The 13,870-nt window shown below is 71.9% G+C and carries 9 protein-coding genes; 6 read left to right on the forward strand and 3 right to left on the reverse strand.

The window, feature by feature from the left end:
- Positions 1-64: 64 nt before the first annotated feature.
- Positions 65-736 carry a GntR family transcriptional regulator gene (locus AB0E78_RS35060; RefSeq protein WP_361841512.1) on the reverse strand — a complete coding sequence of 224 codons (672 nt, stop codon included), beginning with the start codon at positions 734-736 and terminating at the stop codon, positions 65-67.
- A 336-nt stretch (positions 737-1,072) separates the two neighbouring features.
- On the opposite strand from AB0E78_RS35060, the gene AB0E78_RS35065 reads away from it, so the two are divergent.
- From AB0E78_RS35065 to AB0E78_RS35080, 4 genes are all read left to right on the forward strand, one after another.
- Positions 1,073-3,427, forward strand: coding sequence for a collagenase (locus AB0E78_RS35065; protein ID WP_361841515.1), 2,355 nt, complete (start codon positions 1,073-1,075; stop codon positions 3,425-3,427).
- Between the two features lie 157 nt (positions 3,428-3,584).
- Positions 3,585-4,487 carry an alpha/beta hydrolase gene (locus tag AB0E78_RS35070; protein ID WP_361841518.1) on the forward strand — a complete coding sequence of 301 codons (903 nt, stop codon included), beginning with the start codon at positions 3,585-3,587 and terminating at the stop codon, positions 4,485-4,487.
- A gap of 228 nt (positions 4,488-4,715) precedes the next feature.
- A complete protein-coding gene (locus AB0E78_RS35075) occupies positions 4,716-7,289 on the forward strand; it encodes a LuxR C-terminal-related transcriptional regulator (protein WP_361841810.1) in 2,574 nt (857 codons plus the stop codon).
- 75 nt (positions 7,290-7,364) lie between these two features.
- A complete protein-coding gene (locus AB0E78_RS35080) occupies positions 7,365-8,627 on the forward strand; it encodes a helix-turn-helix domain-containing protein (RefSeq protein ID WP_361841521.1) in 1,263 nt (420 codons plus the stop codon).
- Between the two features lie 60 nt (positions 8,628-8,687).
- On the opposite strand, the gene AB0E78_RS35085 is transcribed toward AB0E78_RS35080, so the two are convergent.
- On the reverse strand, positions 8,688-10,142 hold the full coding sequence (locus AB0E78_RS35085; protein WP_361841524.1) for a glyceraldehyde-3-phosphate dehydrogenase: 1,455 nt from the start codon (positions 10,140-10,142) through the stop codon (positions 8,688-8,690).
- 95 nt (positions 10,143-10,237) lie between these two features.
- The gene (locus tag AB0E78_RS35090) at positions 10,238-11,191 is read right to left on the reverse strand and encodes a superoxide dismutase (RefSeq protein ID WP_361841527.1); all 954 of its coding nucleotides are present in this window, start codon (positions 11,189-11,191) and stop codon (positions 10,238-10,240) included.
- A gap of 299 nt (positions 11,192-11,490) precedes the next feature.
- Here AB0E78_RS35090 and AB0E78_RS35095 point away from each other — a divergent pair, with 299 nt between their 5' ends.
- The gene (locus tag AB0E78_RS35095; RefSeq protein WP_361841529.1) at positions 11,491-12,855 is read left to right on the forward strand and encodes an FAD-dependent oxidoreductase; all 1,365 of its coding nucleotides are present in this window, start codon (positions 11,491-11,493) and stop codon (positions 12,853-12,855) included.
- A gap of 61 nt (positions 12,856-12,916) precedes the next feature.
- Positions 12,917-13,804, forward strand: a complete 888-nt coding sequence (locus tag AB0E78_RS35100; protein WP_361841532.1) for a LysR family transcriptional regulator — start codon at positions 12,917-12,919, stop codon at positions 13,802-13,804.
- Positions 13,805-13,870: the final 66 nt, after the last annotated feature.

Here is a 13,870-nt window from a genome sequence, read left to right on the forward strand (position 1 = left end):
AAGAATCAAACGAACTCGCGAGTAGGCCGCACTCCTGCACCCGCACGTGTGCCCGCAGCTGTGTCTATGTCTCGGTGTCCCGCGCCCACAGCGAGCGCACGTGCCCGAGATGGCGGGCCATGCACTGTTCCGCGCCGTTGGCGTCGCCCGCCACCATCAAGTCCAGGAGCTCGATGTGCTCCTGTGCCGAGGGGATCAGTCGGCCGCGCTCGTCGAGCGCCGTCAGTCCATAGAGGCGGGAGCGCTTGCGCAGGTCGCCGACCGTCTCGACGAGCCGGTCGTTGCCGCCGAGCGCGAGCAGGGAGAGGTGGAACTGCCGGTCGGCCTCGAGATAGCCGATGAGGTCATGGTCACGGGCGGCGCGCACGATCTCGTCGGCCACGGGGCGCAGCCGCTCCAGCTCCGCGCGCGACGCGGACCGGGTGATGCGGCCGATCATCGGGACCTCGATGAGGGTGCGGATCTCGGTGTACTGGTCGAGGTCGCGTTCGTTGACCTCGGTGACGCGAAAGCCCTTGTTGCGGATCGGCTCCACCAGGCCCTCGCGGGCCAGATCCAGCATCGCCTCGCGTACCGGCGTCGCGGAGATTCCGAAGTCCTCGGCGAGGACGGGCGCCGAGTAGACCTCGCCGGGCCGCAGTTCGCCGGATATCAGCGCGGCACGCAGATGGTGGGCGACCTGATCGCGCAGCCGCTCCCGGGGAGTGACGAGGGTGCGCTGTGTGAGGTGGCCCATGGTGGTGATCCCTTCGTGGCCCCGCAGGTCGTGGCCCGCGCGCCCGCCCCGAGTGATTCACCAGAGTACAAGGTCACATTGTTCCGGCTCCGGGATCCGTTGCTCCTCCGAGGGAGTGTGAGGAGCGTGAACGACTCGCTACGGCAAGGGAGTTGAGAGTCATCCGGTGTCTGAGGGGTTGTCAGTACCATTTCACATTACTACGTTACGCATCACATGGCGCGGGACTGCTCCTCTCAAGTCCCTTTGCACGGCTGGCAGTTCAGGCCGAAACGGGGGCTACCGCGTCATGCGCACGCACTGCTTGGCCCACCTCCCACACCTCAGGAGCCTGTCGTGCACCAACCCCGAACCCTGCGCAGATCCGTGGTCGCCGCGGCGATATCCGTGGCGCTGTGTGCCACGGCCGCACCGGCCGCCGACGCACAAGCCCCCGCGTCCGACCGGCGCCAGGCCGCCGCCTCTCCCGCCGCTTCTCCCGCCGCGCCGGGACCCGCGGCGCCGAGCCCGACCGACCAGGTCGACCGCCGCGCCAAGGCCCCGATGCCCGCCGCCCGGAAGGTCCCCGCCCCCGGCGGACTCACCGACGGCCGCGTCCCCGGCCCCCGTACGGACAAGGCGAAGGTCACGGCCGATGTGCCCCGCGCGACCGTCGGCAAGGCGGTGGTGCCGTGCACCCTCGACGGCGTCACGGGCCTGTCACCCGCTCAGTTCGTCGACTTCCTCGCCGACTCCGCCGTCACCGCCGACGGCTGTCTGCGTGGTCTCATCTGGACCTGGGACCGGCGCCTCGCCCCGGTCATGTCGGCCGCGCACATCCAGGCCGTCTCCCAGCGCGTCACCCAGCTCGCCGCATCCCACGACGGCACCAACGGCAGCCACCTGCTCGAGATGTTCACCTATCTGCACGCCGTCTCCTACCAGGGCTTCTCGCACGACGAGGTCGACATCACCGACCCGGCGACCCTGGCCGCCATGCGGCGGGCCGTGGATGCCTTCGGCTCGGCCGCCCACGCCTTCGACGTCACACGCTCCAACGCCGAGACGCTCCGCGAGGCGCTGACCGCGGCCAGCGCGGCGGGCCTTCGCCAGCATCAACTCCCGCTCGTCAAGCGGGTCCTGGCCACGATGGACGCCGCCCACCCCGACACCGCCCAGGACACCGGCTGGGCAGGTGCGGCCCTTTCCGCGCTCACCGTGAACTACCTCGGCGTCCACCCCGGCAACCAGGACACCGCCTTCCGCGCCGCGGTGGCCGCCGACCCCGCCTACCGCGCCGCTTTCAAGGCCTTCGCCGGGTACACCCACCTCAAGGGCAAGCCCAACGCCTGGGTGGTGCGCGACGCGGTGAGCGAGTACGGCCGCATGGGGCAGATCGACGCCCTGCGTACCGAGATCGTCACCGGACTCGGCCCGCTCCTCGACACCACGGCCCGCAACTTCGGTGACGGCAGCGCCCCATGGGCGAAGGTCGTCACCTGGCTGATCGAGTTCGACGCCTGCAAGCCGTACAAGGTGTGCAGGGACGACATCGAGCGCCGCCTCTTCCCGCAGACCTACGCGTACGACGAGGGCGGCATGAAGGTCCGCACCGCCCTCGACCGTGACACCGTCGACCAGCTCTACTACGCGAGCAAGCAGGTCAAGGCCCAGTTCCACCGCGTCGTCGGCACCCAGGAGCCGCTGGGCGGCGACCCCAACACCACCCTCACCACGATCCTGTACGCCTCACGCGCCGACTACGAGAACTTCCACCCGCTCCTGACCGGCATGGGCACCGACAACGGCGGTGTCTACATCGAGCAGGGCGCGACCTTCTACACCTACCAGCGGCGCGTGCCCCAGGACTCCTCGCTGACGCTCGAAGAGCTGTTCCGCCACGAGTACACCCACTACCTCAACGGCCGCTGGGCCGTGCCGGGCTTCTTCGGCGAGGGCCCCTGGTACGAGGGCGACCGGACGACCGCGATGGACGAGGGCACGGCGGAGTTCTTCGACGGTGCCACGCGCGACAACGGCATCAAGGTCCGCAAGTCCCTGGTCCAGGGCATCATCGACGACACCGCGGGCGGCAGGCCGCGCATGACCGTCGACAAGCTCCTGCACGCCACCTACGACGGGGACGGCTTCCGCTTCTACGACTACGCGGGCACGTTCTTCGAGTTCCTGTGGAGCGAACGCCCGGCGCTGCTCAAGGAGATGTACCGCCACCTGCGCTCCGACAACCCGGGCGCGTTCGACGCCTGGCGAGACCGCCTCGGCCGGGACGCGGGGCTGCAGAGCGGCTACGACGCGTTCCTCGACAAGCAGATCGCGCACGTCGACGACCTGTTCGTCCCCAACACCAGGTACGTGCCCGTCGGCAAGCTGAGTGACAGTACGGCGGGACAGGTCCGCTCCTCGTTCGTCGCGAAAACCGGCATCACGCCCGACTGCCGCTCCACCAGCGCGCCCGGCCGCCCGCGGTTCGTGTGCACCGGCCGGATCACCGCGAACCTCAGCGACGCCGCGAGCCCCGACCTCGTCTTCAAGGACATGTCCGAGACCGTCGACGCCTTCATCCTCGACCGTGCCGCCGGCGGCGACAACAACCTCACCGACATGAACTGCACGTTCGGCGAGGTGGAGATCTGGACCAACAGCCGCGCCGGAACGTCCGACTTCTCCTGCGAAGGCCCCCTCCGCGGCTGACGTCCCCGCGAGACAGGACCGCGACACCGGTGATTTCACCGATGTCCACACCCCGTCGGCACCGCCACGGTGGGGACCGCCAACGAACACGGCGGTCTCCACCGGGGCGCACCTCCCTCTCCCGCGTGGCTCCCGCCACGAACGAGAGGACCCCTCCGTGCGCCTGCACGTCTTCTCCCGCCCTGTGGTGCGGGCCGCTCTGGCCGCCGCGGTCGCCACCGCCGGCCTCCTCGGCACGGGCCTCGCGCCCGGCGCCCAGGCCGCCGCGGACAACCCGTACGAACGCGGCCCCGCCCCCACCGTCTCCAGCATCGAGGCCACGCGCGGCTCGTACGCCGTCTCGCAGACCAATGTCTCGTCCCTGAGCGTGTCCGGCTTCGGCGGCGGCACCGTCTACTACCCGACGTCCACCACTGACGGCACCTTCGGTGCGGTCGTCATCTCCCCGGGCTTCACCGCGTACCAGTCGAGCATCGCCTGGCTCGGGCCGCGGCTCGCCTCCCAGGGCTTCGTGGTCTTCACCATCGACACGCTCACCACCCTCGACCAGCCAGACAGCAGGGGACGCCAACTCCTCTCCGCACTCGACTACTTGACGAAGTCGAGCTCGGTGCGGGGGCGCATCGACGCCTCCCGGCTCGGCGTGATGGGGCACTCGATGGGCGGTGGCGGCACCCTGGAGGCCGCCAAGAGCCGTACGTCGCTCAAGGCGGCGATCCCGCTGACCGGCTGGAACCTCGACACCACCTGGCCCGAGCTGCGCACGCCCACCCTCGTCGTGGGCGCGGACGGTGACACCGTCGCCCCCGTGGCCACCCACTCCGAGCCGTTCTACCAGTCGCTGCCGAGCAGCCTGGACAAGGCGTACCTGGAGCTCAACGGCGCCACCCACTTCACGCCGAACTCGTCCAACACGACAATCGCGAAGTACAGCATTTCCTGGCTGAAGCGGTTCATCGACGACGACACCCGCTACGAGCAGTTCCTCTGCCCACTGCCGAGGCCGAGCCTCACGATCGAGGAGTACCGCGGCAACTGCCCGCACTCCTCCTGGTCCTGATGCCCCGTCATGGGGGCCCGTCGTCCGTCGCCGGTCAGCCGGCGGCGGACGACGTGTGTCACGCCCCGGGCCCCGGACTGTGCTCGCGCACACCCGGAGGCGGGTGCCGCTGGTGGCGTGCCCAGTGCGGCGGACGCCGGGCTTCCGGGCTGTGTTACGCGAAAGTAACGTGCGGGCGTGACCCTTTCGACGACCGAACCCGGTTCGACGACCGAACCCGGCGCGCTCATGGCCCCCGAGCTGTACGGCCGCCGTGCGGAAATCGCCGCCGTGGGATCCCTGGTGGGGCGCTTGCGGACCGGCCGGGGCGGTGTGCTCGCCCTGACCGCGCAGCCCGGCCTCGGCCGCACCGCGCTCGTGGAGTACGCGCGGGCGATCTGCGCCCCGATCCCGACGGTTCAGCGGACCGCCCCCGCCGCGCTGCCGCAGGAAGGCCCGCTGCTGGTGTGTGTCGACGACGCGCACAGCTGGCGCCCCGCGGACCGGGTCGCCCTCCTGGCCGACCTCCGCCGCCTCCCCGCCGAGAGGCCCGTGGCCGTCCTGCTCACCCTCGCCGAACACCACGTAGGAGTAGGCGAGTTGGGCGGTCTCACCATCCTGCGCCTCGGGCCGCTCGACGACAGCGCGGCCGGCTCCCTGCTCGACCGGCTGACCCGTGGCGCCGCCGACCCGGACGTCGGAGCCTGGCTGATCCGCGAGGCCGCGGGCAACCCACGCCTGCTCACCGCGCTCGTCACGGCCCTCACCCCTGATCAGCTGGCCGGCCGCACCCCGCTGCCCGACCCCCTGCCCGGCGGGGAAGCCGTCCTGCACGACTACGCCGCCCCCCTCGACACGCTGCCCCGTGACACCCGCGCCCTTCTGCTGCTCGCCGCGGCGGCCGGGGAGCACGAACCCGAGGGCGCGGGCGCGGACCTCGCCCTGCTGGTGCGGGCCGGCGGTGACCCCACGGGACTCGCGCCCGCCGAAGCCCTCGGTGTGGTCGTCGGAGCGGGCGGACGCCTCCACTTCCCCCATCCCCTCTTACGCCGGGCCGTACTGCACGGCACTCCGATCGCCCGCCGCGGAGCCGCCCACGCCCGCCTCGCCGCGGCCGGCCGTGACCACCTCGCCCGCCTGGTCCAACTCGCCTGCGCCGCCGGGGATCACGACGCACGGCTCGCCTCGGCCCTCGCCGCGGCGGCGGCCACGCCCCGCCCGCACGCCGAGCGTTCCGCCGCCCTGGCCCGCGCCGCGGCGCTCACCGCCGACACGGCGTTGCGCACCGACCGGCTCGCCGACGCGGCGGAGGCGGCCCGGCAGGCAGGGGACCCCGTCCGGGCCCGCGCCCTGCTCGCCCGCACCGCCGGAGCCCCCGCCCACGGCGGCGTCCACCAGGTGCGCGGACTTCTGGCCCTCGCCGACGGACCGGCCGCCGACGCGAGGGAGGCCCTGCTCACCGCCGCCGTGCTGCTCCCGCCCGAACCCGCACGCCACGCGCTGATCGGCGCGGCGGAGGCGGCCTGGGCGATGGGCGACGCCGCGGCCTACCGGGAGGCGATGACCCGTGTCCCCGCCTGCTCCGACGATGCCCCCCTGGAGGCGTACCGCGCCGGGATGTGCGCGGTCCTGTCGGGCCGCACCGCCGAGGGCCATGCCCTGCTGCGCCGCTGCCTGGCCGCGCTGCCGAGGACGGCCGAACCCGGCGGGCTGCTGCGCGCCGGGGCCGCCGCCCTGGTCGTCGGCGAGGTCGAGACCGCCTGCGCGGCGGGCGCCCGCGCACTCGCCGCCGTGCGCGCCTACGGCCCCGAGGTCCTGCTGCCGCGCGCCCTGGAGCACCTGGCCTACGGAGAACTGCGCGCGGGCCGCCACACCACGGCCCGGGCGCACGCCCTCGAAGGCCTCAGGGCCGCGCACCGCACCGGGCAGCCCAACGTCGCGGCCTGCCTGCACGCCATCCTTGCTCTCGCCGCGTCGGTGGAGGGTGACGCGGAGGTCTGCGCCGGGCATGCGGCGGCCGCTGCCGCGGGCGCGGGACCGCACGGTCTCCACCAGGCCGCCACGCTCGCCGTCTGGGCCGTCGCCCGAGCGGATCTCGCGGCGGGGCGCCCCGGGGACGCGGCGGCCCGCCTCGCCCCTCTGGTCGCCCCCGGGCCCCGGCGCGGGCACTTCGCCGTCAGGATGCTGGCCGTCCCCTGCTTCGTGGAAGCGGCCGTCCAGGCCGGGCGCACGGCGGAGGCCCACAACGCCACCGCGGAGTTCACCCGCTGGACCGCGGCCACCGCGGACCGCCTCGCCCCCGCCCAACTGGCCCGCTGCCGCGCCCTGCTCGCCCCGCCGCAGCAGACGGAAGCCGCGTACGAGAGTGCGCTCGTGCACCACGACCGCTCACCCGGCGAGTTCGAACGCGCCCGTACGCAGCTCCTGTTCGGCCAGTGGCTGCGCCGCGGGCGCCGCACCCGCGAGGCGCGCGGCCCGCTGCGCGACGCACTGGTCGGCTTCGAGCGGTGCGGGGCGCGCGCGTGGGCGGACCGCAGCCGAGGTGAACTCCGCGCCGCGGGCGAAGCGGTGGCGGGGGAGCCGGGCCAGGGACCGCTCGCGGCACTGACGCCGCAGCAGCAGCGCATCGCCCGCCATGTGGCGGAGGGTGCCACCAACCGGGAGGTGGCGGTGCGCCTTTCGGTGAGCCACCGCACCGTCGACCACCACCTGCGCAATGTGTTCGCCGCGCTGGGCGTACGGTCCCGCGTCGAGCTGTCCCGGCTCCTCGCCGGCGACGGAGGGTTGCCGGACCGTGATGAGGAGATTGCCGCACACCTCTAGGTACCGACCGGGCGGTATGCCATTCTTCGGGCGTCAGGAAGATCCGCCAGTGCGCACACTCCCCGTGGAGGCCCCATGCCACACGTCCTGCGGTCACGGGTCGGGCCCCTGCATGAAGTGCCCGCCATCGCCCCTCCGGCGCGGGGTGCCCGCTCGCTCCTCGACGCCGAGGCCGTCGCCGTGCTGCACCGCGCGGCCCACGCCCTGCTGAGGGATCTGGCCGGGATGACCGACCGGCTCGTCGCGGAACTGCGGGAGCAGGAACCCGCCTACCGCGCGGACATCGAGACCCGCCCCACCGAGGTGTGGCAGGAGGTGCACCGCTCGCTGCGGTACAGCGTCACCTCGCTCCTCCAGCCGGGGGAGACCAGGGAGGCCGCCCACCGCACCTCCGTCCAGATCGCCGGGGTGCGCGCCGAACGGGGCCTGCCGCTCGACGCGTTGCTGCACGCCTTCCGGCTCGGCGGGGCGATGGTGTGGCAGGGCCTGGTCGAGGAGGTCTCGCGCGGCAACCCCGACGACATGCGGCTGCTCATCCATGTCGCCACAGACGTATGGAACTTCGTCGACGAGCACTGCGGAGTGGTCGCCGACGCCTACCGCCGCACCGAGCGCCGCATGGCCTGGCGGCACGAGAACCGCCTGCGGCTGCTGACCGCGAGCCTCCTGGACGGAAGCGCCCGCCTCACCGACCTGCCCACCGCCGCCGACGTCCTGGGGCTGCCCGAGGACGGGTGGTACGCCGTGATCGCCCTGGCCGGGGAGGACGACGGCCTCGCCCTGCCGCCGGGGACGCGGACGCTGCGCCACGCCGGTGCCGGGGTCCAGTACGCCCTGGTGCTGCTCGGCGACGCCGAGGGCAGCCCGGCGGACGAACTGTCCGCGCTCGGCGCCGGTCTGACCCTGCCGCCCGGGGCCCGCGTCGGCGTCGGCTCCCCCGTGGAGGGCCTGGCCACCGTCCCCTACGCCCGCCGCCTCGCCGACACGGCACTGCGGGCCTGCCCCCGCAGCGGCGGCACCGTCCTCCTGGACGAACGCCTGCCCGACGCCCTCGTCGTCTCGTCGCCCGAGCTGGCGCAGGCGCTCGCCGAGCGCGTCCTCGGCCCGCTGCACTCCCTCGACCCCGCCGACCGGGACCTGCTCCTCGACACCCTCGTCGTCTGGCTGGAGACCGACGGCTCCGCGCAGCGCGCGGGCGCCCGCCTCTACTGCCACCGCAACACCGTCCTCAACCGGCTGCGCCGCGTCGAGCAGCTGACAGGCCGCAGCCTCACCCGGGTCGGCGACCTGGTGGAGATCTCACTCGCCCTCGGGGCGCGCAGGCTGCTGGGAGGGTGAGCGCGAAAAGGCGGCGAGGAGACCCCCGCGGGGGTTCCCTCGCCGCCTGATGTACCGAGGTCAGACCGTCGGCACCGGGTACGTCGGATACTCCACGCCGGAGACGTGCTGGACGACGCGGATGACCTGGCACGAGTAGCCGAACTCGTTGTCGTACCAGAGGTAGAGGATCGCGTTGTCGCCGTCGACCTTGGTGGCGCCCGCGTCGACGATCGAGGCGTGCCGCGAGCCGACGAAGTCCATCGAGACGGCGTCGGGAGCGGTCGTGAAGTCGATCTGGCGCTTCAGCGGCGAGTGCAGCGAGACGTCGCGGAGGTGGTCGAGGACCTCCTCGCGGGTGGTCTCGCGGCCCAGGCGCAGGCTCAGGATGGCGATCGAGACGTCCGGGACGGGGACGCGGATCGAGCTGCCCGTGATGGGCGCCTTGAGGTCGGGCAGCGCCTTGGCGACGGCGGAGGCGGCGCCGGTCTCGGTGATGACCATGTTCAGCGGCGCGGAGCGGCCGCGGCGGTCCGCCTTGTGGAAGTTGTCCAGGAGGTTCTGGTCGTTGGTGAACGAGTGGACGGTCTCCACATGGCCGCGCAGCACGCCGTACTCGTCGGCCATCGCCTTGAGCGGCGGGACGATCGCGTTGGTGGTGCAGGAGGCGCAGGACAGGATCTGCTCGTCCGGCTTGATCGTGTCGTGGTTGACGCCGTGCACGATGTTCGGGACGTCGCCCTTGCCCGGCGCGGTCAGGACGACCTTGTCGATACCGGGGCGCAGGTGCTGGGAGAGCCCCTCGCGGTCGCGCCACTTGCCGGTGTTGTCGATGAGGATGGCGTCCTTGATGCCGTACGCCGTGTAGTCGACCTCGGAGGGGTCGTTGGCGTAGATCACCTTGATCACGTTGCCGTTGGCGACGATCGTGCTGGTCGCCTCGTCGACGGTGATCGTGCCCTGGAACTGGCCGTGGATGGAGTCGCGGCGCAGCAGCGAGGCGCGCTTGACCAAGTCCTCGACGGCCCGCTCGCCGCTCTTGCGGACGACGACGGCGCGCAGGCGCAGGCCGTTGCCGGAACCGGCCTTCTCGATCAGCAGGCGGGCGACGAGGCGGCCGATGCGGCCGAAGCCGTAGAGGACGACGTCGCGCCCCTCGCGGCTCTCGATCTTGTTCTCGCCCGTGGCGCCGGCGACGGCCCCTGCGGTGAACTCCGTCACCGACAGGCCGCGGTCGTCGGCCCTGAAGGACTCGGCGAGCAGGCCGATGTCGATCTGCGAGGGGCCGAGGTCGAGCGTGGTGAGGGCCTGGAGGAACGGCAGCGTCTCGGTGACGGAGAGTTCCTCACCGGCTATCTGCCGGGCGAATCGGTGGGTCTTCAGGAGGCTGACCACCGACTTGTTCACCAAGGAGCGGCTGTGGAGCAGGACGGTGACGTCCCGCTCCCGGTGCAGCTTCCCGATGATCGGGATCATCGACTCCGCGATCTCCTCGCGGTTCTTCCAGTTGGTGAACGAGTCGTCATTGACAGTCACAGGTTTATCTTTCGAGCTAGGCGGCGCTCATATGCTAACCCGGTGCCACTTTTGATCTTGCAATGGGTGCCGCCTGCCCGTGCTCCAGGGGGGATTCAGAGGGGAATGGCCACGGCGTTGAACGTCGTCCCGGGCTCCTGGGGGCTGCTGAAGCGGGCGTTGACGAGATAGAGGCGATCGCCCCAGCGGGCCGCCGTCGTGGGGATGTCGAACCGGGGGTCGGTGATCGTGCGCCGCAGGGTGGCGGTGCGCGCCTCGGCGTCCAGGTGGAACACGCTGACGAGGTTCAGCCGGTTCTGTACGACGTACAGGGTGCGGCCGATACGGAGGAGGCCGTCGCCGTTGGCCACGCCGTCCGCGCCGACCAGCGTGATCTCCGTGGCGAACCCGGTCTTCAGACGCACGCGGTAGAGCTTGCCGGGCGTGCTGCTGACGACGATCAGCCCCCGCCCGTCGGGGGTGCCGACGATGCCGTTGGCGTTGGTCACGTCCGGTGTCCGCACCCAGTCGCCGCCGAGCGGCAGCGTGCGCACTGTGCCCTTGCGTCCGCGCGGCACCCCATGGAGCACGCTGTCCCACGAGTCGGTGAACCAGGCACGGTCGCCGAGCAGAGTGACGTCGTTGATGAAGTGACCGGCGGCCCGCGTCAGTTGGTGCGTCGCCACCAGCCTGCCGCTGCGGGTGTCGAGGACCCGGGCGACCCCGGTGTTCCCGGCGATGTAGAGCAGGCCGTCGTCGTCCAGCTTCAGGCCGACCGCGACCGTGCCGGTGGCCCCCTCGTAGAAGACCTCACCCCGGCCGGTGCGCAGGTCGGTGCGGTACACCGCGCCGTTCGCGCGCGAGCCCATGTAGGCGTACGGCTGTCTGCCGATCGCGATTCCCTCGGGGAGGAAGCCGTCGGGGAGCGGGAACTCGGTCGGCCATGCGGCGCTTGGCGCCGCGGTGGCCGCGCCGACGGTTCCGGTCGCCGCCGCGAGGGCTGCGAGGGTGGCGCCGCCGAGGATGGTGCGCCGGGACGGGCGGGGGTGGTTCCGGTGATCGCGGGTCATCGTTCCGGGCCTCCGTGAGCAGCGGGGACGGGGTCAACTCCTGTGCGGAATAGGTGAGTTGACAACGGAGGGGGTTTCGCCGGAGTTCCCTGGCGCCCCGCGCGCCTCAGCCCGTGTCGGACGCCGGTGGGCGACGTGTCGGACCGCTCGCCCGCATGGCGCACGAGCCAAACCCTGCCTTAGTGGCCCCATAAGCTGTCCTTATGAGGTCATAGGTCAAGGCCGGGTACTAACTTAGGATTGCCTTAGTTTAGGCTTCCCGACGAGCCCCATGTCTTCGCTCGAAGGGAAACCTGATCATGTCTCGCCCTCTGCGGGTAGCCGTTGTCGGAGCCGGTCCGGCCGGCATCTACGCCGCCGACGCGCTGCTGAAATCCGCAGCGGCGGTCGAGCCTGGTGTGTCGATCGACCTCTTCGAGCGGATGCCCGCGCCCTTCGGCCTCATCCGCTACGGCGTCGCCCCCGACCACCCCCGGATCAAGGGCATCGTCACGGCCCTGCATCAGGTCCTGGACAAGCCTCAGATCCGCTTCTTCGGCAATGTCGACTACCCGAACGACATCGACCTGGACGACCTGCGTGCCTTCTACGACGCGGTGATCTTCTCCACCGGTGCGACGGCCGACCGGGCGCTCGACATCCCCGGCATCGACCTCGACGGATCGCACGGCGCCGCGGACTTCGTCTCCTGGTACGACGGGCACCCGGACGTGCCGCGCACCTGGCCGCTCGACGCGGAGAAGGTCGCCGTGCTCGGCGTCGGCAACGTGGCCCTCGACGTGGCCCGCATCCTGGCCAAGACCGCGGACGAGCTCCTGCCGACCGAGATCCCGCCGAACGTCCACGAGGGGCTCAAGGCCAACAAGGCGCGGGAGGTCCACGTCTTCGGCCGTCGCGGCCCCGCACAGGCCAAGTTCAGCCCGCTCGAGCTGCGCGAGCTCGACCACTCCCCGAACATCGAGGTCATCGTCGACCCCGAGGACATCGACTACGACGACGGCTCGATCGCGACCCGGCGCGGCAACAAGCAGGCCGACATGGTCGCCAAGACCCTTGAGAACTGGGCCATCCGCGACGTCGGCGACCGGCGGCACAAGCTGTTCCTGCACTTCTTCGAGTCGCCCACCGAGATCCTCGGCGAGGACGGCAAGGTCGTCGGCCTGCGCACCGAACGCACCGCCCTCGACGGCACCGGCAACGTCAAGGGAACCGGCGAGTTCAAGGACTGGGACCTCGGCGCCGTCTACCGCGCCGTGGGCTATCTCTCCGACGAGCTGCCCAAGCTGCCCTGGGACGTCGCCTCCGGCACGGTGCCGGACAAGGGCGGCCGGGTCATCGAGGAGACCGGCGAGCACCTGCGGTCGACGTACGTCACCGGCTGGATCCGCCGCGGTCCCGTCGGCCTGATCGGTCACACCAAGGGCGACGCGAACGAGACGGTCGCGAGCCTCCTGGACGACCACGCGAACGCCCGTCTGCACACGCCCACCGCCCCCGAGCCGGCGGCCGTGGAGGCCTTCCTCGGCGAGCGCAACGTCCGCTTCACCACATGGGAGGGCTGGTACCGCCTCGACGCCGCGGAGAAGGCCCTCGGAGAGCCGGAGGAGCGCGAGCGCGTGAAGATCGTCGAGCGCGAGGACATGCTCAGGGCGAGCGGCGCCTAAGCGGCCCCTCACCCGTCGGCGCCCGGTCACCCCCGGCTCCCGCGAGCACGAGGATGTGCGCATGGACGTTCGTCAGCTGGAGTACTTCCTCGCCATCGTGGATCACGGGGGTTTCAACCGGGCGGCCTCGGCCCTCTACCTCTCCCAGCCCTCGCTGTCCCAGGCCGTGCAGGCGCTTGAGCGCGACCTGGGGAGCAGCCTCTTCCACCGGATCGGCCGCCGGGCCGTGCTGACCGAGGCGGGTTCGGCGCTGATCGAACCCGCCCGGGCGGCCGTGCGCAGCCTGGAGACGGCCCGCGCCAGCGTCACCGCGGTCCACGAGCTTCGTGCGGGGCGCCTGGACATCGCCGCCATGCCGTCCCAGGCGGTGGAGCCGCTGACCACGATGATCCGCGCGTTCCGGGGCCGGTACCCCGGGGTGTCGGTGAACATCCGGGCCGCCTTCACCTCGGGCGATGTCGTCGACATGGTGCGCACCGGCGCCGCGGAGCTGGGGCTCCTCGCGACGTCGGGCCCGCTGACCGGCAAGGAGGTGGTCGCGCACGCCGCCGGGGAGCAGCGCTTCGTCCTGGTGACCCCTCCCGACGGGCCGTTCCCGGCAGGTCGGCCGGTCGCATGCGAAGAACTGGCAGGTCAGCAACTGATCGTCGGGCAGCGCGGCACCGGCATGCGCGCCTACGTCGACGGGCTGCGCGAGCGGGGCATCGACTTCGCGATCGCGACGGAGACCGAGCACCGGGTGGCGATCCTGCCGCTGGTGCTCGCGGGAGCCGGGCTCGCCGTGGTCACCGAGTCCTGGCGCACGATGGCCGAGCGCGCCGGTGCCCTGGTGCTCGACATCGAGCCGCGTACGACGCTCCAGATCGCGCTGGTCAGCCGCCGCGCCGAGCAGGCACCGGCCGCTCGCGCCTTCCTGAACTGCGCGCTTGCCGCCGTCGACCGCACATAGGCGTGCCCTATAAGGCAGATCGGCAGAGCGTCTTGGACGGTCTCATGTGCTGATTGCTGCAATCAG

Source organism: Streptomyces sp. NPDC032198, assembly GCF_040636975.1.
GTDB lineage: Bacteria > Actinomycetota > Actinomycetes > Streptomycetales > Streptomycetaceae > Streptomyces.